This is a genomic window from Emergencia sp. 1XD21-10 (assembly GCF_009936045.1).
In the GTDB taxonomy this organism is placed as follows: domain Bacteria; phylum Bacillota; class Clostridia; order Peptostreptococcales; family Anaerovoracaceae; genus Senimuribacter; species Senimuribacter intestinalis.
The window spans coordinates 17,163-38,923 of record NZ_QWEQ01000024.1; the positions used below are offsets into that span (position 1 = coordinate 17,163).

The 21,761-nt window shown below is 45.4% G+C and carries 24 protein-coding genes; 4 read left to right on the forward strand and 20 right to left on the reverse strand.

Annotation, left to right across the window (positions count from 1 at the left end):
- Positions 1–84: 84 nt before the first annotated feature.
- From D1151_RS13465 to hrcA, 10 genes are all read right to left on the reverse strand, one after another.
- Positions 85–1,413: a uracil-xanthine permease family protein gene (locus D1151_RS13465; protein ID WP_161909240.1), complete on the reverse strand. Its 1,329-nt coding sequence runs from the start codon at positions 1,411–1,413 to the stop codon at positions 85–87.
- 92 nt (positions 1,414–1,505) lie between these two features.
- A complete protein-coding gene (locus D1151_RS13470; protein WP_160200469.1) occupies positions 1,506–2,684 on the reverse strand; it encodes a thiolase family protein in 1,179 nt (392 codons plus the stop codon).
- Between the two features lie 81 nt (positions 2,685–2,765).
- Positions 2,766–4,085 carry a nitrate/nitrite transporter gene (locus D1151_RS13475; protein ID WP_161909241.1) on the reverse strand — a complete coding sequence of 440 codons (1,320 nt, stop codon included), beginning with the start codon at positions 4,083–4,085 and terminating at the stop codon, positions 2,766–2,768.
- 29 nt (positions 4,086–4,114) lie between these two features.
- Entirely contained in the window at positions 4,115–4,387 is a 273-nt protein-coding gene (locus D1151_RS13480) for a hypothetical protein (RefSeq protein ID WP_161909242.1), read from the reverse strand.
- Positions 4,387–5,679 (reverse strand): DUF362 domain-containing protein, encoded by a 1,293-nt coding sequence (locus tag D1151_RS13485; protein ID WP_160200472.1) that lies wholly within the window; start codon positions 5,677–5,679, stop codon positions 4,387–4,389. The genes D1151_RS13480 and D1151_RS13485 overlap by 1 nt, the downstream gene beginning before the upstream one ends.
- 146 nt (positions 5,680–5,825) lie before the next feature.
- Positions 5,826–6,989, reverse strand: a complete 1,164-nt coding sequence (locus D1151_RS13490; RefSeq protein WP_161909243.1) for an iron-containing alcohol dehydrogenase — start codon at positions 6,987–6,989, stop codon at positions 5,826–5,828.
- 125 nt (positions 6,990–7,114) lie between these two features.
- On the reverse strand, positions 7,115–8,266 hold the full coding sequence (dnaJ, locus tag D1151_RS13495; protein WP_160200474.1) for a molecular chaperone DnaJ: 1,152 nt from the start codon (positions 8,264–8,266) through the stop codon (positions 7,115–7,117).
- A gap of 212 nt (positions 8,267–8,478) precedes the next feature.
- Positions 8,479–10,362, reverse strand: a complete 1,884-nt coding sequence (dnaK, locus tag D1151_RS13500; protein ID WP_160200475.1) for a molecular chaperone DnaK — start codon at positions 10,360–10,362, stop codon at positions 8,479–8,481.
- A 191-nt stretch (positions 10,363–10,553) separates the two neighbouring features.
- Positions 10,554–11,102, reverse strand: coding sequence for a nucleotide exchange factor GrpE (gene grpE / locus D1151_RS13505; protein WP_330588345.1), 549 nt, complete (start codon positions 11,100–11,102; stop codon positions 10,554–10,556).
- Positions 11,103–11,116: 14 nt separating this feature from the next.
- Positions 11,117–12,160, reverse strand: coding sequence for a heat-inducible transcriptional repressor HrcA (gene hrcA / locus D1151_RS13510; RefSeq protein WP_161909245.1), 1,044 nt, complete (start codon positions 12,158–12,160; stop codon positions 11,117–11,119).
- Between the two features lie 284 nt (positions 12,161–12,444).
- Between hrcA and D1151_RS13515 the strand changes: the two genes are divergently transcribed.
- Complete coding sequence (locus D1151_RS13515) at positions 12,445–13,056, forward strand: nitroreductase family protein (protein ID WP_161909246.1); 612 nt, start codon at positions 12,445–12,447, stop codon at positions 13,054–13,056.
- A gap of 60 nt (positions 13,057–13,116) precedes the next feature.
- On the opposite strand, the gene D1151_RS13520 is transcribed toward D1151_RS13515, so the two are convergent.
- From D1151_RS13520 to D1151_RS13540, 5 genes are read right to left on the reverse strand one after another with little or no spacing between them, the layout of a single operon-like run.
- A complete protein-coding gene (locus tag D1151_RS13520; protein WP_160200479.1) occupies positions 13,117–13,275 on the reverse strand; it encodes a FeoB-associated Cys-rich membrane protein in 159 nt (52 codons plus the stop codon).
- 21 nt (positions 13,276–13,296) lie between these two features.
- Positions 13,297–15,468 carry a ferrous iron transport protein B gene (gene feoB / locus D1151_RS13525; RefSeq protein ID WP_161909247.1) on the reverse strand — a complete coding sequence of 724 codons (2,172 nt, stop codon included), beginning with the start codon at positions 15,466–15,468 and terminating at the stop codon, positions 13,297–13,299.
- Positions 15,469–15,482: 14 nt separating this feature from the next.
- Entirely contained in the window at positions 15,483–15,704 is a 222-nt protein-coding gene (locus D1151_RS13530) for a ferrous iron transport protein A (RefSeq protein ID WP_160200481.1), read from the reverse strand.
- Between the two features lie 14 nt (positions 15,705–15,718).
- The gene (locus D1151_RS13535) at positions 15,719–15,931 is read right to left on the reverse strand and encodes a FeoA family protein (RefSeq protein ID WP_160200482.1); all 213 of its coding nucleotides are present in this window, start codon (positions 15,929–15,931) and stop codon (positions 15,719–15,721) included.
- Between the two features lie 48 nt (positions 15,932–15,979).
- Positions 15,980–16,276: a DUF2325 domain-containing protein gene (locus D1151_RS13540; RefSeq protein ID WP_160200483.1), complete on the reverse strand. Its 297-nt coding sequence runs from the start codon at positions 16,274–16,276 to the stop codon at positions 15,980–15,982.
- Between the two features lie 125 nt (positions 16,277–16,401).
- On the opposite strand from D1151_RS13540, the gene D1151_RS13545 reads away from it, so the two are divergent.
- Genes D1151_RS13545 through D1151_RS13555 form a run of 3 tightly spaced genes read left to right on the forward strand, consistent with a single transcriptional unit; the run spans position 16,402 to position 17,462 of the window.
- On the forward strand, positions 16,402–16,767 hold the full coding sequence (locus tag D1151_RS13545; protein WP_160200484.1) for a metal-dependent transcriptional regulator: 366 nt from the start codon (positions 16,402–16,404) through the stop codon (positions 16,765–16,767).
- A 20-nt stretch (positions 16,768–16,787) separates the two neighbouring features.
- Positions 16,788–17,270: a DUF6548 family protein gene (locus D1151_RS13550; RefSeq protein WP_161909248.1), complete on the forward strand. Its 483-nt coding sequence runs from the start codon at positions 16,788–16,790 to the stop codon at positions 17,268–17,270.
- Between the two features lie 15 nt (positions 17,271–17,285).
- Positions 17,286–17,462: a CrcB family protein gene (locus D1151_RS13555; protein ID WP_160200486.1), complete on the forward strand. Its 177-nt coding sequence runs from the start codon at positions 17,286–17,288 to the stop codon at positions 17,460–17,462.
- A gap of 65 nt (positions 17,463–17,527) precedes the next feature.
- On the opposite strand, the gene D1151_RS13560 is transcribed toward D1151_RS13555, so the two are convergent.
- From D1151_RS13560 to D1151_RS13580, 5 genes are all read right to left on the reverse strand, one after another.
- Entirely contained in the window at positions 17,528–17,995 is a 468-nt protein-coding gene (locus D1151_RS13560) for a helix-turn-helix domain-containing protein (RefSeq protein WP_160200487.1), read from the reverse strand.
- 440 nt (positions 17,996–18,435) lie between these two features.
- On the reverse strand, positions 18,436–19,416 hold the full coding sequence (locus D1151_RS13565) for a hypothetical protein (protein ID WP_161909249.1): 981 nt from the start codon (positions 19,414–19,416) through the stop codon (positions 18,436–18,438).
- 12 nt (positions 19,417–19,428) lie between these two features.
- The gene (locus D1151_RS13570) at positions 19,429–20,247 is read right to left on the reverse strand and encodes an Mrp/NBP35 family ATP-binding protein (protein WP_161909250.1); all 819 of its coding nucleotides are present in this window, start codon (positions 20,245–20,247) and stop codon (positions 19,429–19,431) included.
- A gap of 32 nt (positions 20,248–20,279) precedes the next feature.
- On the reverse strand, positions 20,280–21,221 hold the full coding sequence (locus D1151_RS13575; RefSeq protein WP_160200490.1) for an AEC family transporter: 942 nt from the start codon (positions 21,219–21,221) through the stop codon (positions 20,280–20,282).
- Entirely contained in the window at positions 21,221–21,658 is a 438-nt protein-coding gene (locus D1151_RS13580; RefSeq protein WP_161909251.1) for a 4Fe-4S dicluster domain-containing protein, read from the reverse strand. Before D1151_RS13580 ends, D1151_RS13575 begins: the two co-directional genes overlap by 1 nt.
- Positions 21,659–21,761 lie beyond the last annotated feature (103 nt).

A 21,761-nucleotide genomic window follows, 5' to 3' on the forward strand; every position in this document is an offset into this window, starting at 1 on the left:
CATATAAAAAACACAAGAAGAAAAAGCTGTCTGCAGTTCATCCCTACCTGCAAACAGCTTTTCAAATTTTGAAACTATATAAATCTATGATTTCTTCCGCATTACCACATGTTCTAGCAAAAACGCTGCTGCCATTCCTACAATCAGTCCATTAGACAAGAGGCAGGCTGCCGTAGCCGGAAGCTTGCTGAACGTGCCCGCCGGCAGAAACATGATGCCGCAGCCGATAATCATAGACAATCCTACGATCAGGTTTTCTCTACTCTCAAATTCCACTTTACGAAATTCCCTGAGCGCCTGCCCGATGCACAGCGCGAAGATGATAATCAGCGCACCGTTTCCCACGCAGGCAGGAATAGTCGCAAAGAGCGCACCGAAGGGCGCGATTAATCCCATGACAATCATACCGCCCGCTGCCAGATACATGGGTCTCCTGGATGCTACGCCGGTCATTTCCACCACCCCGATAGAAGAAACATACGGCATAAATGCAATCGAAGAAAATCCGCCGGTCATAAAGGTCGCCATCCCGTGAAAGAAGATAGAACGCTGCATTTTCTTCTCCGTAATCGTTTCTCCTACCATAGCGCCCATGCCGTTAATACTGGCAAACACCATAGAAATCAGTACAAAAGCGCTAATCATGCAGGTCAAAACGACACCACCGTCATAGGTCGGTTTTCCCCAGGCTAAAAGCGTAGGCATCGTCACGATCCCGTTCTGCAGAAAATTCACCTTTTCTGTAATCCCCAGCACCACCGCTAAAATCCATCCCGCCACCATGCCGATAAAGGTCGCAATACTGCGGATAAATCCCTTTGTAAACAGATTGATGAAAAGAATTACTACCATGGTAAAAACTGCTACGAGAAATGCTGTTCCGTCAATGCCCGGCGATTCCTCGCTGACGCCCAGCATGCCTTTCATGATGCTGGCGCTGATCTGCAGCACCATGAGAAGAATCAGAAGTCCATTGATGATTGGTGTAAACAGCTTTGCCATCCGACAAATCAAACCGCTTGCCGCCAGCGCCATGACCAGAATTCCTGCAAGCAGCATGCCCATTTCCAGATCTGTCCGAAGGCTCTCCAAAGAAATGCCAAGGGCCGGTGCGGAGGAAACCATCAGCAGAAACAGTCCCGACCAGAGACCTGCCGGACCGTCCTGAATGGGAAAGCGATGACCCCATCTAACCTGCAGCAACGTCATCACACCGCAGAGGACAAAGGTTCTCTGCAGCATAGCCGCCACCGCCGCCGGCGCCAGTCCTAAGGCGTATCCCACGACAACCGGCATCACCACAGCCGACGCGACAAACAGGACAATCTGCTGAAAGCCGTACATCATATTTTCTCCAAAAGGCACCCTGTCGTCCAGCTGGTATTTCAGTCCATTTTCAACATTTTGTTCCATTATACCATGACGATTCCTTTGAATATAGAATCGCAAGTCATGATTCAATGAACGCTTCCTTGCAGCAACGCTGATATGGTTATTTGCGTTCATTATACCATCTCAATAATGACTGCAGTTCCCATACCGCCACCAGCACAAAGGGTTGCAAGTCCATACTTCTGCTTCCGCTTCATCAGTTCGTACATACAGGTAATGACAAGACGAGAACCGGTCGCACCTACCGGATGTCCCAGAGAAATTCCACTGCCATTGACGTTCAGCTTTTCATCAGGGATACCCAGCGTCTTCTGGCAGGCGAGACACTGCGCTGCAAAAGCTTCGTTGATTTCAAAGAGGTCGATGTCGTCCACTGCCAGACCTGCCTTTTCCAGCGCCTTCTGGGATGCGCTGATTGGACCGATTCCCATCACCTCAGGACGCACGCCTGTGGTTGCCACTGCTTTGATGCGGGCAAGAATCGGAACACCCAGCTTCCTTGCCTTATCCTCCGCCATGAGAATCACGCCGGAAGCCGCGTCGTTCATGCCGGAGGCATTGCCTGCCGTTACCCTGCCGTCCTCTTTGAAAGTCGGCTTCAGCTTTGCCAGCTTTTCGAGACTGGCATCACGACGCGGATACTCGTCTGTATTGATGACAGTATCGCCTTTTTTACCTTTTATAGTAATCGGAATGATTTCGTCCTGAAACTTGCCGGCGTCAATGGCAGCTACGGCTCTCTGCTGAGAACGCAGAGCATAGGCGTCCATCTGTTCTCTGGTCACGTCGTACTCGTCCGCCACATTTTCTGCCGTGATACCCATGGCAGGGCCTACGCCCAGATTAGTCAGAGAATCCCACATAGAATCCCGAAGCTCCATATGGCCGTATTTCTGCCCGTAGCGAGCGTTGAATACCATATGCGGCGCCGTACTCATGCTGTCCGCGCCTCCTGCCATGATGCAGTCCGCTTCACCAGCTTTAATCTGATAATAGCCGAACTGAATGGAAGACATGGATGAGGTGCAGTTTCTGTGAATGGTGATACCGGGAACGGTCACCGGCAGCCCCGCTTTGACTGCAGCTACTCTGGCTAGATTGTTTTCTTTATAGGTTCTTTGATAGTTGCATCCCCAAATTACGTCCTCGATGATAACCGGATCAATGCCTGCGCGCTCGATGAGGTTCTGCATGACCGGAATAGAAAGATCTAAGGATGTCAAAGTTTTAAACTGGCCGCCAAGCGCTCCAATCGGCGTTCTGCAGCCCGCTGTAATCACTACGTTTCTCATGTGAAATTCCACCTTTCCGTTTATATATACGGGCAGGCCGCTTCACTACGGAAGCAGCCTGTCCAGATTTTCTAAAACTGTTTACGCACCCAGCTCTTCTTCTCTCTTGTAGTCCAGGTTGTACTTCTTCGTATCGAAGCAGTTGATCAGTACAACATTGACAACTAAAAGACCGATGAATACCAGGTAAGCGCCTCTCAGGGATCCGGTCAATTCCAGAGCCTTCGCGTTGATGTAGTAGTTCATCATCAATACGATCTGCATCACCGGGAAGTAGATGGAGTATACAACGTCAAAACTCTGTCTTCCGAATACGGATGCAGGAAGTGAAGTCATGAAGTTGGCGGCAGCGCCGATGGCTACGCCTACCATTGCCACGCAGATATATCCGCCTAACATACTGTTCAGGACGTAGTTTACAGCCAGAGCTGCACAATACCATACCAGGAACATGATGACCGCCTTCTTAACACCCAGCTTCTGGTCAAGCCAGCCGAATCCGTAAGATCCGCAGACGCCGACAACGGCGCAGACTGTCATTAACCATACAGCCTTTTCAGGCGCAAAACCCAGTTCGATGTTTCTTGGAACCATCTGGCTCATTACGCCGGTGGTAACCAGCTGGTTGATGCCGATGATGATGGCAACGAACCACATCTCTTTGGTCTTTAACAGCTTCGCGACGGTCCATCTTGGTTCGCCGTTTTCTGTCTCCTGCGCATATTCGGATTCATATGTTTCCTTTGATACATTATCGGGATACATACCTCTTTCCTGCGGTGTGTTTCTTATGATGAAGTAAGCGATTACAGCGATAATAATCGCAGCGATACCAGGCATCATCATCCCTTTCGCAATGCCGAATGCACCGATCAATCCGCTAATCAGTGGTACATAAAATGCAGAGCCCAGATTGTGACCCATGGTGGTGTATCCGTTTGCCAGACCCTTTTTCTTCGGGAACCACTGCGTAACCAGGTTGCCGCCTCCGATGTAAGCAGCGCCGTTGATAAATACTGTAACCAGCGTTAAACCGATGAAATATCCTGTAGTTGTCGTTGAATGTCCGTAGTAGATGTAGGAAGCGCCTGCTAAAGCAAGACATGCTGCAGAGAGCGCTCTTCCTCCAACCTTGACCAGGATTCTACCGATGACAAAGTAAGCAACTACGCCGATGAATCCGGCATACATGGCCAATTTCAGCAGTTGCGGTTTTAATTCGGTTGGATCAGCTCCGCCGCCGTTCGCATTGATCCACTGATCGATTACGATATTCTGCCCATCGATAGAGAAGCCAATCAGAAAGAAAAACATAATCATTGAATAAAATATGATCAGCCAGCCTTTACCAAAGTTAGATTTGGTGTTTTCAGACTGGAGCTTTTGTTTGTTGTCAGCCATATCTATATCTCCTCTTTATCATTTTAGTTTTAGCTTATTTTCTTCTCAAATTTTTCGTCCGCCGCTTTCATGACCATCTCGTCCCAAGTCTTGAAAACAGTGCTTTCGATCACAAAATTATTGAAGACAGTTTCCGGATAAATCATATATTCCCCGCTCCAACTGCACATTACCGCGCTGGAATAACGGAAGTACTCAAAGTTCTCAAAGTTGGTATGTTTCTGCATGAATTCATCGGTAAAAATGAGATTCAGAATATCCCAAAATTCCTTCCCAGCTTTTACTCTGATATAACCATCCATTATTTTGCCTCCGGATTTTCTTTTTTGTATTCTTCAAATTTAGCGAAAACGTAATCGTGCCATACCTGTGCATCTCTTGCCATGCACGGACGAATGATTTCATCCTCCTGATCACCTGTTCCATCAATTGTTTCATGCCGCTGAATGGTCAAATACAGCGCCGGTTCATTCGGAGGACATCCCAGGATATGATATGCGCCAGGATGCTGTTTCAGATATTTCTTGGTGCAGTTTCCATGAAGTACAATCTTTTCATCTGGAATGTCTTCCGGAATTTCGTTGAGTCCGCCGATTACAACAGTCATTCCGGCATTCTCATCGTAAGCGTTTACCGCCTTGAGTTCTTCCATATTAATGGCAAGCAGCGCCTGACAGCTGGAGCATCCGCCTTTGCATCTTACATCGTATTCCGGCCATCTGGTGCTCATATCTCCGATATACGGAATCCACATCTTCATGAAGGACTCTTCGATGGTATTGCCCACGACTTCAATCTGATCCATGGCATAGTTTCCTAAACCGGTTTCTTCTGCTACTTTGAAATAATCTACGGCTGTCGTATCGATACCGGTCACTTCACAAGCAACACGGTCGATGGCAACCGGATCTTTAGAGCCCAAAATCATATGAGATTCAATTGGAACCGGCATATGCGGGCTGTACCCAGACGCTGCACGGTGCGCATCCATAATATTGATATCGGCGCGGCATACGGACCACACGTCCATCATCGCCATCGTCAAGTTCTGCTTGTGCATATCCATATGTACTTTGTCCTGTACCACTCCCTTGATATTCTTCAGCGCGCCGGAGAATACCATGGAAGCATGTGCCTTCAGAATCGGCAGGTTGATTAGATGATCCGCTTCCAGCAGGAATCTAGGCAGCTTTACGGAATCGATATTAGAGCGGAATCCGCGAACTGCGACCTTTACCAAATCCTTGTCGCGTTTGATATCCATCAGTTCAACGCCTTCCTCTTCAGCAACAGCCTGAATGCCGCTGACCTTAAAGCATTCCATCGTATCACATCCAATTGCAGCAGCTTCCGCTACGATAATTCTCTTCGGTTCTGCCTTTTTTACCTCGCGAATAACCGCCCTTACTACCTCCGGATTGGTACATACAGAAGTTTCTGGTGGTTCCGCATGTCCTGCGTTTGGTTTTAGAACCACAGTAGTCCCTTTGCGAATGACATTGGTAACACCGCCCATCAGGTCAAATACCTTTGTTACATTTGCCTGAATATCATCGCCTTTTGCAAGAGCAACCAGTGATTTCGCTTTACTCATTTTTCTCCTCCTTAAAAATTCCGACATAATTTATAATTACATTTCTAACTAGAGCAAAAACTGTGCCAAAGAAAAAATGTGATTTTTGCAAGGAATTGTTATGAAAATAACAAATCTTGTTGCGTGTACTCGCAAACCTGTTGCGCTTATGCAACACATACCAGGCATTTTCTATAAATTTTTTCTATATCTGCGGCAGAAAGCCCTGCCAGGCCCCATCCGATAAACGGTCTTCCATTCAGCGTCTGTTCAGCCAACTTAGCAAAATCTCTTTCCTCTATTTCCAGTCTTTGAGAAAGACCAATCTCCGCAATAAAACGCTCTAAGGCAGCAATTCCATTTTGGATAATCTCTTGTTCGCAGGTTCCCTCAGCGCCAAAGATTTCCCGGAAAAATTCACAAAAGCGTTGTGGCGCGCGATGATTGACAGATTCGCACCAAGCCGGAATTAGTATGGCCAGAGCAGCGCCATGCGCCACGCCGAAGGTCTCTGTGATCTGGTGACTCATTTCATGGCAGGCAAAATCACCGCCCGGGCCAAGCATGTCATTATGCGCTGCTGTCGCCGCCAGCATGAGTTCTGCGCGCAGCCCTTCGTCTTCCGGATTTTTGAGCACTTTAGGCAAAGTTTCCACCACTTCTTTTATGAGCGCAAGTGTCATACGATCCAAGAGACTACTCTTTCTGTTTAAGTCAAAATACCGCTCAAAGGCGTGCGCAAAGATGTCGAAACCTCCGCTGGCAGTCTGAAAACAGCTGATGCTAAGGGTCAGCGCCGGATTAAGTAACGCGAACTTAGGCTTTGACTGGGCAAATGCCCGGGCAATTTTCTTTCCCGATATACTGTCACTGATTACCGACATTTCATTGGATTCACTGGCTGTAGCCGGCATCGTCACCACTGCACCCACAGGCAAGAATCGACTCGGCTCAGCCTGTGGATCCGAATACAATTCCACGATGTCTCCCTCAAAATAAGCGCCTGCGGAAATGGCTTTCGCTGAATCCATGACGCTGCCGCCGCCAATGGCCAAAATGCCGTCAATCTGTTTCCTGCGAACCAGCTCTATCGCGCTGCGAATATAGTCTGTGCTCGCATTAGGCTTCACTCCGCCTAATCGAAATACAGTGCAGCCCGCTTCTTCCAGCCATGAGACCAGTTTTTCACCCAGCCCCATCTGAAAAATCCGCTCGCTTCCATACATCATCAGTACCCGGCTGGCATATTGGCTCATGAGAGCGCCAGCCCGCTCTTCACATCCCTTTCCGAAATAGATTTCCGTCGGTATACTAAAATGAAAATCAAACATATCTGTACCTCCATTTGTTTCTGATCAATAAAAAAGCAAGAAATATGCCAGCTTAACTTTCTTATCTACAAAAAAACGTGCATATGCTTTTAGCATATACACGCTTATTTTTCTCTCGAAAATTGCTATTTAAACAGTTCCTTCATCTTCTCCGCAAAGCTGGATTTTTTCTGATAGCACTTATGGTCTACTGCTTTTCCCATATCCTCAATGACCTTTTTCTGCTTTGCGTTCAGCTTGGTTGGAACTTCCAGCACTGCTTTCACATAGAGGTCACCCATGCGGCCGCTGCGTACATTCTTCATCCCTTTGCCTTTTAACCGGAATACTGTGTTGGGCTGTGTTCCGGCAGGCACTTTGTAGGAAACCTTGCCGTCCAGAGTTGGCACGGTGATTTCATCGCCTAGCGCCGCCTGATTAAATGTGATTGGAATATCTAAGTATAAATTGTCACGTTCACGTCTGAAAACCTTGTGCGGTTTTACAGTAATTACAACGTAGAGGTCTCCGTTTGGTCCGCCGTTTTCTCCCGGTTCACCCTGCCCTCTGATTGGAATTACGCTGTCGTTGTCCACGCCGGCAGGAATATCCACGTTGATTTTAATGGTCTTGCGAACTCTACCGCTACCGCTGCAGTCAGGACACGGTGTCTCAATCACAGTACCTTTACCGCCGCACTCAGGACACGGACCTGTGCTCTGAAACTGCCCAAACGGCGTTCTCTGCACGGTATGAACCTGACCTGTTCCGCCGCAGTTTGCACAAGTTTTCTTCTCGGTTCCGGGCGCATTTCCTTCGCCGTTGCAGGTGCTGCACTTTACATATTTATTAATACTAATCTCTTTCTTTGTTCCGAAAGCAGCTTCTTCAAATTCAATCGTAATCGCCTTTTGCAGATCCCGACCTTTTTTCGGTCCGTTCCTTCTGGCACTGCCGCCGCCAAAGCCGCCTCCGCCACCGAACATATTGCCGAAAATATCAAAGATATCATCAAAGCCACCACTTCCGCCGAAGCCGCCAAAGCCACCTCCGCCAAAACCGGCATTTGGATCCACACCGGCATGACCGAAGCGATCATATTTACTCTTCTTATCAGCATCCGATAATACACCATACGCCTCATTGACTTCTTTGAATTTTTCTTCGGCCTCCTTATCACCCGGATTTCTGTCAGGATGATACTTCATCGCCATCTTTCGGAAGGCCTTCTTTATTTCATCGTCACTGGCACCCTTTTGTAGCCCCAGAACCTCATAATAATCTCGTTTTTCTGCCATTACTTTCACCTTCCATTACTTAATTTACAATAACGCAGAAATTTGCCCGCGACGGAGTCCCTCCGCCGTGAGCAAATTCATAAATTTCATTTAGCAGCTAGTTGTTTTCACGTCGAAAAATTTTCGTAGTGCACAGGTTTGCCAACCATCGATTTGCTCATGCAAATCGGGCTAGGGCTTCAACAACGCCACAAGCGATTTTAGCAAGCATTTTATTTGTCGTCGTCCACAACCTCGTAATCTGCATCCACAACATTATCCCCTGCAGGACCTGCTGCGCTATCTGCGCCTGCATTCGGATTAAATCCGCCAGCCATATTCGGATCAAAACCTGCTCCGCCTGCCGCCTGCTGTGCCTGCGCAGCCTGCTCGTAAAGCTTGGTGGAAATTGCATGGAACTTTTCAGTTAAAGCTTCAGTCTTTGCCTTAATATCATCCGGATTGTTTGCTTCTAATGCTTTCTTCAGGTCTTCCTTTGCGTCTTCTACAGATTTCTTTTCATCATCAGAAATCTTGCCTTCTAATTCACCCAGCGCCTTTTCTGTTTCGTATACCAGATTTTCAGCCTTGTTTCTTTCTTCGATTTCAGCTTTTCTCTTCTTGTCCTCTTCTGCGTACTGTTCTGCTTCTTTTACCTTCTGGTTGATTTCATCTTCAGACAGATTGGTGGAAGAAGTGATAGTAATGTTCTGCATTTTACCGGTACCCAAGTCTTTTGCGCTAACGTTTACAATACCGTTTGCGTCGATGTCGAAAGTAACCTCAATCTGCGGAATGCCGCGAGGAGCCGGTGCAATACCGGTCAGCTGGAAACGACCCAGTGTAATGTTGCCGGAAGCCATTTCGCGTTCACCCTGCATTACGTGAATATCTACAGCAGTCTGATTGTCAGCAGCTGTGGAAAAAATCTGACTCTTCTTAGTTGGAATCGTTGTATTTCTTTCGATTAGCTTGGTAGCTACGCCGCCTAGTGTTTCAATGGACAGAGACAGCGGTGTAACATCCAGAAGCAGTACATCGTTAACTTCGCCGGTTAATACGCCAGCCTGAATAGCAGCACCGATAGATACACATTCGTCAGGATTGATACCCTTAAACGGATCTTTTCCGGTTACATTCTTAACAGCTTCCTGTACTGCCGGAATTCTGGTGGAACCGCCGACTAAGATAACCTTTGCCAGGTCAGCATTGGTAACACCTGCGTCTGCCATAGCTTTCTTCATTGGCTCGATTGATTTCTTTACTAAATCAGCAGTCAGCTGGTCAAATTTCGCTCTGGTCAGATCCATATTCATGTGCAGCGGACCGTCTGCGGTTACTGTAATAAACGGCAGATTGATGTTAGTGGTCTGTGCACTGGATAATTCTTTCTTTGCTTTTTCAGCTGCCTCTTTCAGTCTCTGCAGTGCCATCTTGTCTGCACGAAGATCTACACCGTTTTCCTTCGCAAAGCTGTCAGCCAGGAAGTTCATCACTGCATTGTCAAAGTCGTCACCGCCCAGGTGGGTATCACCGTTGGTTGCCAGTACTTCAAATACGCCGTCGCCCAGTTCCAGAATGGATACGTCGAAAGTACCACCGCCCAGGTCATATACCAGAATCTTGTGAGACCCTTCTTCCTTGTCAAGACCATATGCCAAAGATGCGGCAGTCGGCTCGTTGATGATTCTCTTTACTTCCAGACCTGCAATTTTACCTGCATCCTTAGTTGCCTGCTTCTGGGCATCGGAGAAGTAAGCAGGAACAGTGATAACTGCCTCTGTTACTTTTTCACCTAAATAAGCCTCTGCATCCGCCTTCAGCTTGGAAAGGATCATTGCAGAAATATCCTGCGGCGTATATTTCTTGCCGTCGATTTCTACAGTGTAGTCTTCACCCATGTGTCTCTTGATGGACGCAATGGTTCTGTCCGGGTTGGTTACTGCCTGTCTCTTTGCAGTTTCACCTACCAGTCTTTCACCATTCTTTGCAAAACCCACTACAGATGGTGTAGTTCTGTTACCCTCTGCATTTGCGATTACGACAGGATCGCCACCTTCCAGCACGGATACGCAACTGTTTGTTGTTCCTAAATCTATACCGATTACTTTAGCCATTTAAAATTCCTCCTTTTGGATTATAATAAATTTTCTTTTTTTACATTAGTTTCGTTAAAGCCGTTCCTTTTAATTAACGCCGTAAAATTGTTTCACAGCTAGGCGCCGAAGATGTTAAGCCTCGGAGCGTACTCCTGGTACGTGAGAAGCGAAACATCAAGAGCAACAACGCTGTGGGACAATTTGACAAGTTAATTATTGACTTTAACCATCGAAGGTCTAATAACCTTCTTATTAAGCAAATATCCCTTTTGAAGCACTTCTGTCACTTTGCCGCTTTCATACTCTGCATTGTCTTCAGTCATGACAGCATTGTGGAAGTTCGGATCGAAATCCTCGCCCTGTGCCTTGATCTCTTCCAGACCGGCTTTTTCTAATACGTCAGTCAGCTGTTTGAAAATCATTCGCATGCCTTCTGCAAAGCTTTCGTCTGCGGATTCGTGCTGCAACGCTCTTTCAAAATTATCCATGACGGTCAAAAGTTCTACAATAATTTTCTCATTGGCATAGGCATAAATATCGCCTTTCTCTTTTTCTGCCCGTCTCTTATAGTTCTGAAAGTCTGCCATCAATCTAAGATATTTGGTATTCAACGCTTCGTCTTCCTCAGATGTCTCTTCTTTGGTTTCTGTCTGCTCTTCGCAGGATTCCTCAGCATTATCATCTGCCGGCATTTCATTTTCTTCCATTTCTGATGCTTCTTCTTGGTTCAATTCTTCTTTTAATTCTTCCTGGTTCACCTTAGTCTCCTCACTCACTCTTCGTCTTCACCGCCTTCTAGTTGAAATGTGCTGCTGAGATTGTCAGTCAGATACTCGATGATAGAAGTAATTTCTCCATACTTCATACGAGTCGGACCAATAACGCCAATCTTGCCGACCATCTTGCCGTCTACATGATAGGTTGCCGTAATCATGGAACAATCATTCATCAAATCATCAGCATTTTCATCTCCAATGGTAACGATGATACCATCTTCTCTCTCCATTAACTTCTTCGCAAAGTCTTCTTTCTTATCCAGAAGCGAAAGAAAGCTCTTTGCCTTTTCCAGATCGTTATATTCCGGAATGTCGAATATATTAGTAAGTCCATCCATATAGAGATTCACATTGAGCATATCTTCCAATGTCTTCATAAAGTTTGGCATGATATTCTCAGCCAGCTTGCTCATCGCCTCTATGTCAGACTCAAAACTTGCGATAATGTGTTCTTTCAGAACATCTGTAATCTTCTTGCCGTTAAAATTATAGGTCATATTCTTTGCCAGAATCTGCAGTCCTTCTTCGGTATAGGGTACCCGCATTCTTAGGGCTGTGTTGGAAATCTTTCCACTCTCTGACACGATCATCAAAACCACTGTATTCTCATCCACCGGCAATAGGTTGATGAACTTCAGAGTATCCTCATTTTTGGTCGGCGTCATCGCAAAAGAAGTCAGATTGGTAATCTCTGAAAGGATTCTGGCAGCGTGCTTGATGGTCTCATCAAATTCGCTGACATCTGCCCTGAGTTTTTCTGCAATGAGATTTTTCTCAATCGGGCTCAGCTCACGTTTCTCCATCAGCTTATTCACATATAATCTGTACGCCTTATCAGAAGGAACTCTTCCAGCCGAAGTATGCGGATGGGTCAGATATCCCATCTCCTCTAGGTCACTCATTTCATTTCTGATTGTGGCCGGACTGATGCCCAGATCAAATCTCTTCGAGAGGGTTCTGGAACCCACAGGCTCTGCTGATCTGACATAGTCACTGATAATGGCCTGTAAAATCTTCAATTTTCTATCTGTTAATTCCATAACGCTTCTCCTTATTAGCACTCACTTCTTTTGAGTGCTAATCACTATATATAATATAGTCCTATTCTGCCCTAATGTCAACAGGATTTTCACATTTTTTTATGATGTTTTTGTGTATTTTTGGTGAATGCATGCACTGTTCCACTGTACAGAGAAACAGCGTTTCATGTTTATAAACCACAATATATATGAATATTTTTTGTTCAAGTATAACAATTATACCTTGCATTGTCAAAAAAACTGTGCTATTCTTTTCTTAGTTATTTTACAGGAGGTATTTTTTCATGAAAGAGAAATCAAAAAAACTTTTGGAAGAATCCCGCAAGCGCCGCACTTACAGAGAATTCCTGCCAGATCCCATTGACATGGAAGTGATCAAAAACTGTGTTTTAACTGCGGGAACTGCCCCTAACGGTGCAGACAAGCAGCCTTGGCATTTTAGTATCGTAACCGATCCGGCTATGAAAGCAAAAATTCGAGAAGAAGCCGAAAAAGTCGAAAAGAAATTTTACGAAAGCAAAATTACTGCCGAATGGCAAGCTGACCTTGACAAGCTGGACGTCAACTGGGAAAAGCCTTTCCTTACACAAGCACCTTGTCTCATCGTTATCTTCAAGGAATGGTACAAAACATTGGAAGACGGTACCAAAGATCAGAATTATTATGTCAACGAATCCATCGGTATTTCCATCGGTTTTCTGATCAATGCACTGCGAAACGCCGGTCTTGCCAGTCTGACCTATACACCGGCACCGCCAACCTTCCTTCGCACCCTTCTCGGGCGTCCGGAAGAGGAAACTCCGGTTATGGTTCTTGTCGTGGGTAAACCTGATCCTAACTACAAACTTCCTATACTAAAGAAAAAGAGTTTTGAAGAAATCGCAGAGATTATCTAGTACCAATATCAAAGGACGGTGCATCAATTTGGCGCACCGTCCTTTTCTTTCATACTCTCTTCAATTTCCCTTTTCAACATTGCAGTGACTGCAGCCACCGCCGCAGCCATCGCAGCCCGCACAGCCGCCGCCATTTTTCTTGCTCTTGATAATCGACCAAAGCGCAAGCCCTGCCAGTATTACTACAATGAGTAATACGCCAATCGTCGCTGCATTCATGCTATCACCCCTCCATATTTTTTATGCCGCTTTATTATTCTTATACGCAACTTTTTTAATACTTTCAGTGCTCTGAGAAGCCGGACGAACCAACATATAAATGATGAACGCTGCCGCTACAATTGCTGCGACTGTTCCGATTCCGAATCCGCCGCCGGCGAAAGCTGTCCAGAACTGATATACACACATAGATACCAGATAAGCAAGGATGGTCTGATAACCGATTGCAAACCAGAACCACTTGGTGTTGTTCATTTCTCTCTTAATTGCACCCATTGCCGCAAAGCATGGAGCGCAGAGCAGATTGAATACTAAGAATGCGTAAGCTGCTGCTGCGGTAAAGTCTGCGGACAATGCACTCCAGTATTCTGCACCATCTTCAGCAACTTCTGCAAATCCATAAAGTACGCCGAATGTACCAACTACGTTTTCCTTCGCTACAAGACCGGTAATAGCCGCAACGGTCGCTTTCCAGCTTCCGAATCCCAGTGGAACGAAAATCCATGCAAGAAGTGTCCCCAGATTTGCAAGCAGTGTCGTATCCTGTTCCAATACGTCGGAAATCATATGGAATCCGCCCTGTACACTGAAGTTGGACAGGAACCAGATTACGATTGTGGATAATAAGATAATTGTACCAGCTCTTTTAATAAAAGACCAGCCTCTTTCCCACATTCTTCTAAGAAGTGTACCGATGGTCGGCATATGATATGCCGGAAGTTCCATAACAAACGGTGCAGGTTCTCCCGCAAACATCTTTGTCTTCTTCAGGATGATTCCTGAAATTACGATAGCTGCAACACCTACAAAGTATGCACTGGTCGCTACCCATGCATCTCCGTCAAAGAGCGCGCCTGCGATGAGCGCTACAATCGGCATCTTTGCGCCGCACGGAATAAAAGTTGTCGTCATAACAGTCATTTTTCTGTCGCGGTCGCTTTCGATGGTTCTTGAAGCCATAACGCCTGGCACACCACAGCCAACGCCGACCAGCATCGGAATAAAGGATTTTCCGGAAAGTCCGAACCTGCGGAAGATTCTATCCATGATGAAAGCAATTCTTGCCATGTAGCCGCAGCTTTCCAGGAACGCCAGCAAAATGAACAGTACTAACATCTGCGGTACAAATCCGAGCACTGCACCTACACCGGCAACCACACCATCTACAATTAAGCCAACCAGCCAGTCTGCACAGCCAATGCCTTCTAAGAATCCGGAAACTGCAGGCGGTACAATATCTCCAAAGAGCACATCGTTGGTCCAATCTGTTGCCATTGCACCCACTGTAGACATGGCGATATAGTATACCAGCCACATAACCACGATAAAAATTGGAAGTGCTAGAATTCTATTGGTAACAATCCTGTCAATTTTATCAGAAATAGTCAGATTTTCGCGTCTTTCTTTCTTCACGACTGCACTGCCGACAATTTTACTGATATATGCGTATCTCTGGTTTGTGATGATGCTTTCCGCTTCATCGTCCAGTTCCGTTTCGCAGTCTTTGATATGTTCTTCCAAATGTTCTAATAAATCGGCATCTATTTTCAGCGTATCTAAAACATCTTCATCTCTCTCAAAGATTTTAATTGCATACCAGCGCAGGAAATTTTGATCGACCATCAGTGAGATGGATTCTTCAATATGCGCAATGGCATGTTCCACGCTTCCAGTAAATACGTGAGGCATATCTACTGTCTTATGTTTCTCTGCGATTTTCAGCGCTTTTTCTGCTGCCTCGATGCAGCCTTCCCCTTTCAAGGCGCTGATTGGAAGAACCTGGCAGCCCAGTTCTTTGCTAAGCTTGTCAAGGTCAACCTTATCTCCGTTCTTTCTGACAAGATCCATCATGTTGACGCACACCAGCACAGGAATCCCCAGCTCGATGAGCTGTGTGGTTAAGTACAGATTTCTTTCGATGTTGGTGCCATCGATAATATTTAAAATTGCGTCCGGTTTTTCAGTGACAAGATATCTTCTGGATACAACTTCTTCTAAGGTGTATGGGGACAGGGAATAAATGCCCGGCAAGTCCTGAATAATAACATCGTTATGTCCTTTCAGTTTTCCGTCTTTCTTTTCTACGGTTACGCCAGGCCAGTTGCCCACATACTGGGCGCTTCCTGTCAAGGCGTTAAATAAAGTCGTCTTACCGCTGTTTGGGTTTCCGGCAAGGGCTATTTTGTACTGCATTCTTTCTTCCTCCCTTATTTAACATCTATCATTTCAGCATCCGCTTTTCTGATACTGAGTTCATATCCTCTGACAGTCAATTCAATAGGGTCACCCAGCGGAGCAACTTTTCTGATATAAACAGTCGTTCCTTTTGTCAACCCCATGTCCATAATTCTTCTTTTTACTGCGCCTGCTCCGTTAATTTTCTCCACTGAAACAGTTTCTCCTACGTTTACTTCCTTTAAAGTACGCATCATTACCTCCCAATTTAAAACATAATTTTTCCGGCCATATCTTTGCCCAAAGCAATTCTGCTATCTTTTACCTGCAGAATCATATTTCCACCGACTTCGCTGACAACGGTTACCGTCTCATCTACCACAAACCCGAGTTCTGCCATATGCTGACGGACTTCAGGCTTACCGCCGATTTTCTTTATTGTTACGGTTTCACCCGGTTTTGCCATGGATAAAGGCATCATAATTCCTCCTTACATGTGTTCTTGCTGCAATAGTTAGCACTACCTAACTCACGGATTCAAAGACGCAGGTATCTGCTGCTTCAGCACTTCTGCCAAAGCGTAGCCGCTGCTGCTGTGACAATGTGCAATCGGAAAGCCGCCTCGCTTTGCCTCTTGAGACGCCGCATGTACCATTTTATGCGATACTGTAGTAGTAAAACAAATCAATAAATCCGGTGAGCCGATTTTTTTCTTCATGGCGCCCTTTTCCTTGGTGTAAACTTTGGCAGTACACCCGTATTCCTCACATATTTTCTGATACCTGCGCTCCATTCGCTCGTGTCCTCCAATAATTACCACACTCATCGACCTATCCTCCTCTCCAGTTAGTTTATTCTAACTCATTGCTTTTATAGGTTAGCACACCCTAACCTTCTTGTCAATACTTTTTTTTTATGATAGAATAGGAAAAAATGAAATGAGGACATGTTATGAAAATCCAACAATCTGCAGAAGATTATTTTGAAACCATATATATTTTAAAGAAGAGAAACGGTTCGGTCCGTTCCATCGATATCGTCAATGAAATGGGTTTTTCTAAGCCTACCGTCAGTGTCGCCATGAAAAAGTTTCGCGAAAACGGTTTTGTGACAATGGACAGTGATGGACAGATTGAGTTGACAAAACAGGGACTATTTATCGCTGAAAAGACCTATGAGAAGCACAATGTGCTGGCAAAAGCACTGATACTTCTGGGTGTAGAGGAATCCCTTGCTTACGAAGACGCCTGCCGCATGGAACACTGCATCAGCGACACCAGCTTTGAAGCGATTAAAAAACATATCGAAAAGCTGTAACGTTTCTGTTAGGATTTGTTATGAGAAATTCAAATTATACATTCTTTGAAGAATTCAAACGACTGGACAAGCTGTGCGGCGACCTCTATGGTGAAAACCACGGTGTGACGCTTTATATTGATGAAATGCAAAAAAACTACGCGCGGGAATGTCAGGGCATTCCAAACTGGTACTCTGATTTGAAACAGCTGAAACACCTTCGCCACATACGTAACTATCTGGCCCACGAAGAGGACGCATTTTCTGAAGACCTATGTGATCAGGAAGACATAGACTGGGTTCGTTCATTTTATCGACGGATTTTAAATCAAACTGATCCGCTGGCATTGCTTTATAAACAGCAGCAGAGCAAGAGATGCATGAAGCCAAAGCAAGAGCCTCTTCAAAAAAAGCCATCTTATTCATCGCAGTCATCTTACAGAAATCAAGAGTCCCATTACGGCTGTTTAGCTTTTGCTTTCATTGTAATTTTTGTTTTCATTTATTTTATGAAAACCATGTAAGGATTTCTGTTCGGTATGACTTCAGTCAAAAAAGACGTATCGCCGACCCTCATGCTCTTTCTGAAAGTCAGCGTATGCGGCGGTTTTACAACCTTTTCCACTTTTTCACTGGAAACGCTAACCCTGTTTGAAGAAGGAAAATTTCCATCGGAATCATTTTCGCTGTGCTCAGCGTTTTTTGCTGTATTTTAGGCGTTTATGCCGGTCAGCTTGCTGCACTTAGCCGACCGACAATGCATAAGTCTAGCGCTCCCAGACTACTTCAGCCGCAATTCATAATATCGCAGAAAATATCCCGTGAACAGGAACAGACCAATCAGTAAGATTAATAGGCCGATGCCTGTTCCATTATTTTGCGGATAATAATAATTAATCATAAAATGAACAGGTGCCAGCAATACGGCAGCGATAGTCCAAATCAATTCCACCCTGTTTAGGGCCTTTCTTGCTTTTTCTTTTTTCTCCTGCAGTTCAATTAAATTTTTTTCTGCTTTTTTCTGATAATGCTCCATGGAAATCCTTTCTCCGCTCAAAAGCTCATTGACCGTAATACCCAAAATGCCGCATAGTTCAACCATGATGGATACGTCCGGCATACTCTTTCCGGTTTCCCACTTTGACACTGCTCTGTTGGTAATGTTCAATTTCTCCGCAAGCTGTGCCTGGGTAATGTGTTTCTCCTTGCGGCAGTCTGCTATGAATCTGCCGATTTTTACTTGATTCAAAATTCCTTCCTCCTTACCCTTTTATTATAGGGAAATACGTTTTTTTGAACAGGAACCGTCGGTTGATTTGCTGTTTTTTAGTACCTCGTTTAACCCATTTTCTATTTTTACCTGAAAAATGTATAAAACTTTCGCCTTCCATCACTGCATGGCTTGCATTTTCTGCAAGATACTTCTCAACATCTCGATATTCTTGCATAATCTATAAGGATTTAAGGAAAATTCACGATGTACCGCAATACACCTTACCCTGACTTATACACTTTTTCAATGCTTTCTGTTTTTCGGTTAAAAATTGCCCACCTTCTTATACACTTTTTTAGAAAAATAGCGATTTAGGTTAAAGTGCCTCTTCCTACTTGCGTATTATCTTCCGCGCTTTCTTCACATACTTGCAAGCAGCAGCAAACCCCCGGACATACTGCCGAGGGCTTTCTCATCTATTTCTCATATTCATACAAATAATAGTTTCCGCCTGTATACAGATAAAGACTGCACTTGCCATCTCCTGCAGCTTTTGGAATGCTTGCCACGCCGTAAGTCCCGCGGTTTTTTCCCTTCCCGATATCCTCGTAAGAGGTGATGTTGGCTTTGTTTTCATCGTCAGCCACCACGTTGCCGATATAGTTCTCCCCATCCTCCGTCACGATACGAACACCATAAAAACTGTCAGCGTCTTTCTTCTCGCTGGAAAGATTCTTCACCTTCACATAAAGAACAAGAAGTTTCTCGTCCTTGTTGCTGGCTTTAAAATAGTTGTAGAAATAGCCAGGGTTTTCCGGCTCAATCTTTGTGGTAAAGCGCAGCTTACCTGGGGTCAACTCACAAAGCCCCTCAACAATAACCTTCTCTTTCAATTCCAGTTTCTGATATACTGCTACTGGCTCTGATGTATCAATTGGAAGTCTGTAGTTATATGAAGCTTTATCTTTATCGGTATCGAAAGCAAATGCTGCTATCATGTTGCCTGCACTAGCCTCTGATTCTTCCAGCTTTGTGACAAAATACACCGTGCTTTCTTCCCCAGCTTTGATAGTCGGGTAGGATGTCAGCGTCTTGCCTCCTTCATCAACGGCTGCCGTCATCTGTTCTGTAAAGGTTTCTTCGTCTCTTTCCAGCCTGAAAGCGCAGATATCTGCAAGAGTCATATCCTCTGCTGCCAGATTTCTTACAGTAGCTTCTACCACAACAAAGCTCTCATCTTTACCAGCTTCCCAGCCCATACTGAAGTTCTGAGTAAGAGGCGCATAAACCTGCGGCGTTACCAGCACATTCTTGGGCGTAATCTCAGCCTTTTCAGAAATGACGGAAGTCTCTCCCATCTGAAGAGTCACTTCTGCATCTCCACAGGCACAAAAAACGAAAACACCAGCCAGAATCACCAGATATAGCAACAACTTTTTTATAAGACTTTTCTTCATTTTGTTCACCTTTTACAGCTGTGCTGCCAGCCGCTCCATTTCCTCGCTCACATAATCTTCAATGCGGCCGCTGTCGCATGCCTTTGCAACCTCCATATCCATCGGCAGCTTGGCAACGTTTGGAATGCCGTGCTTTGCAGCTACTTCTTCAATGTGGCTTTCACCGAAAATCATGTGCTTTTCATTGCAGCTTGGACATTTGAAATAGGACATGTTTTCTACGATTCCAAGAACAGGAATATCCATCAGTTCCGCCATCTTCACAGCTTTTTCCACAATCATGCCTACCAGTTCCTGCGGAGAAGTTACGATAATAATGCCGTCTACAGGCAGGCTCTGATATACAGTCAACGCCACATCACCGGTTCCCGGCGGCATGTCGACAAACATCACATCTACATCACCCCAGCATATATCGCTCCAGAACTGCTCGATCACGCCGCCCAGAATCGGACCTCTCCAAACAACCGGATCGGTTTCATTTTCGAGAAGCAGGTTGATAGACATCGCCTTAATGCCGCTGCCAGTTACCGACGGCAGAATCATCTGGTCGTTACCTTGCGCTTTTTCAGTAAGACCGAAAGCCTTTGGAATGGACGGGCCAGTAATGTCCGCATCTAAAATGGCAACATTCTTGCCCTGTCTCTTTGCAGCGACTGCCAGCATGGAAGTTACGGAGGATTTACCTACGCCGCCCTTACCGCTGACAACACCGATTACTTTTCTCACATCAGACAAATCGTTCATCGGGGCTTTCTTGATGCCCGGATCTTCTTGTCTTTCTCCGCAGGTTGCACTGCAGGATCCACAATCATGATTACAATCACTCATCGCTTTTTTCTCCTTTATCTCTCATTCATATTTTAAAACATTCCCAAGTTTTTAAACAGGAATATCCATAAAAACATGGTAAAACTTGCAAATGCCGTGGTAAAAATTACAATTTCTCCCGCCAACTGTCCGTCGCTGTCCATGGACTGCGCCATCGTAAAAGAGGATACCGCCGCAGGGGATGCGAACATAGCGAGCAGCGTCACAAACTCAATACCGCGAAATCCGCAAAGCGCCGCTGCGCAAAGCCCAACTGCCGGAATCACCACCAGCCTTCCGATGACGCAGATAAAGAGATTCTTGCCCCTGTTTCCCATCTCCTTAAAATCAATGGAAGAGCCCAAAATGACAAGTGCAAGAGGTGTTGTCACAGCCGCCATATCGCTGATGACATCTTCCAGCATCTCTGGAAGTCGAATCTTAAAAATCACTGTTGCAAGTCCCGCCATTGCACCCAAAATCAATGGATTGGTCAACACTTTTCTGACAATCTCGCTGGGGCTGGGGTTTCCTCCCCGAAACAGTTCCAGGGTAATCACCGCCATCACATTGTACATAGGTACTATCACCGCTACCATCATAGCAGTTACACCTAAGTTTTCTCTGCCAAGAAGATTCACCGCAATGGGAAGCCCCATGATGACAAAATTGCTCCGGTAGAGTCCCTGAATCATAGCACCCCTGCTCTTTGGATTCTTCTCTACGGCAAAAGTCACCGCCATAGCTACTGCATAGATTACCAGCACTGCAATGACACCAAAGGCAAGCAGCTTTCCGTTAAAGGCTTCCCCAAGGTCTTTTCCGTAAAGGCTGTGAAACATCATGGCTGGAAAAAATACCACAAAGACCATATGGTTCATCTTCTTGATTTCAGGAGGCTCCATCAGCTTTGTTTCTTTGACCGCTACGCCAATTGCCATGAGAATGAACATGGGAAGCACCGCTTCCAAGGCTATGATAAAATTACTAAGCATTACTTATAAAAAGGACATGCCGCGCACTCCGGTCTTCTCGGATTTTCCGGGTCACAGTGAAGCGGAAAAATCCGAAGGTCGTGGCTCAGCTTATCTCCCATCAGGGATTTCAGAGCAGCAATCTGACACAGAGTTCCTACAAACTCCGTAGTAGTGCCCGCCTTTAGCTGGCGCATGGTTTCTCTATAAACCTTTGCCATATCCCTTTCATAATAATCATCTTTATACTCGTAAAAATTCTCAAACTCCGGCAAATCCACCGGGTTGAAGACCGGACAGTAAAGAACACAGTTGTTGCACTTGGAACAGCCGTCCTCGTTGATGACCGGTTTCTTATTGCCGTTTTCGTCTCTTTCCATTTTGATGCAGGCATACTTGCAGCCGACGGTGCAGGCCTCACATCCGTTACAATTTTTTACTCTATCTATAATTTGCATTGCTCAAACTCCTTTTCTTTCTTATTTATTATTCTATCATAAATACGGCGCAATGAAAAGCCCGCCCGTTCACTTCTTCATAGCAAAGACTTCACGTGCATAT

Excerpts from the sequence above, each read along its gene's own strand:
- D1151_RS13475 (WP_161909241.1), bottom strand. The coding sequence starts at position 4,085 with ATGGCTGACAACAAACAAAAGCTCCAGTCTGAAAACACCAAATCTAAC.
- D1151_RS13565 (WP_161909249.1), bottom strand. The coding sequence starts at position 19,416 with ATGAAGAAAAGTCTTATAAAAAAGTTGTTGCTATATCTGGTGATTCTG.
- D1151_RS13545 (WP_160200484.1), top strand. The coding sequence starts at position 16,402 with ATGAAAATCCAACAATCTGCAGAAGATTATTTTGAAACCATATATATT.
- D1151_RS13540 (WP_160200483.1), bottom strand. The coding sequence starts at position 16,276 with ATGAGTGTGGTAATTATTGGAGGACACGAGCGAATGGAGCGCAGGTAT.
- D1151_RS13580 (WP_161909251.1), bottom strand. The coding sequence starts at position 21,658 with ATGCAAATTATAGATAGAGTAAAAAATTGTAACGGATGTGAGGCCTGC.
- D1151_RS13520 (WP_160200479.1), bottom strand. The coding sequence starts at position 13,275 with ATGAATGCAGCGACGATTGGCGTATTACTCATTGTAGTAATACTGGCA.
- D1151_RS13575 (WP_160200490.1), bottom strand. The coding sequence starts at position 21,221 with ATGCTTAGTAATTTTATCATAGCCTTGGAAGCGGTGCTTCCCATGTTC.
- D1151_RS13515 (WP_161909246.1), top strand. The coding sequence starts at position 12,445 with ATGAAAGAGAAATCAAAAAAACTTTTGGAAGAATCCCGCAAGCGCCGC.
- D1151_RS13530 (WP_160200481.1), bottom strand. The coding sequence starts at position 15,704 with ATGCGTACTTTAAAGGAAGTAAACGTAGGAGAAACTGTTTCAGTGGAG.
- D1151_RS13490 (WP_161909243.1), bottom strand. The coding sequence starts at position 6,989 with ATGTTTGATTTTCATTTTAGTATACCGACGGAAATCTATTTCGGAAAG.
- feoB (WP_161909247.1), bottom strand. The coding sequence starts at position 15,468 with ATGCAGTACAAAATAGCCCTTGCCGGAAACCCAAACAGCGGTAAGACG.
- dnaK (WP_160200475.1), bottom strand. The coding sequence starts at position 10,362 with ATGGCTAAAGTAATCGGTATAGATTTAGGAACAACAAACAGTTGCGTA.
- D1151_RS13480 (WP_161909242.1), bottom strand. The coding sequence starts at position 4,387 with ATGGATGGTTATATCAGAGTAAAAGCTGGGAAGGAATTTTGGGATATT.
- hrcA (WP_161909245.1), bottom strand. The coding sequence starts at position 12,160 with ATGGAATTAACAGATAGAAAATTGAAGATTTTACAGGCCATTATCAGT.
- D1151_RS13470 (WP_160200469.1), bottom strand. The coding sequence starts at position 2,684 with ATGAGAAACGTAGTGATTACAGCGGGCTGCAGAACGCCGATTGGAGCG.
- D1151_RS13555 (WP_160200486.1), top strand. The coding sequence starts at position 17,286 with ATGACTTCAGTCAAAAAAGACGTATCGCCGACCCTCATGCTCTTTCTG.
- D1151_RS13570 (WP_161909250.1), bottom strand. The coding sequence starts at position 20,247 with ATGAGTGATTGTAATCATGATTGTGGATCCTGCAGTGCAACCTGCGGA.
- D1151_RS13465 (WP_161909240.1), bottom strand. The coding sequence starts at position 1,413 with ATGGAACAAAATGTTGAAAATGGACTGAAATACCAGCTGGACGACAGG.
- D1151_RS13485 (WP_160200472.1), bottom strand. The coding sequence starts at position 5,679 with ATGAGTAAAGCGAAATCACTGGTTGCTCTTGCAAAAGGCGATGATATT.
- D1151_RS13550 (WP_161909248.1), top strand. The coding sequence starts at position 16,788 with ATGAGAAATTCAAATTATACATTCTTTGAAGAATTCAAACGACTGGAC.
- D1151_RS13535 (WP_160200482.1), bottom strand. The coding sequence starts at position 15,931 with ATGATGCCTTTATCCATGGCAAAACCGGGTGAAACCGTAACAATAAAG.
- dnaJ (WP_160200474.1), bottom strand. The coding sequence starts at position 8,266 with ATGGCAGAAAAACGAGATTATTATGAGGTTCTGGGGCTACAAAAGGGT.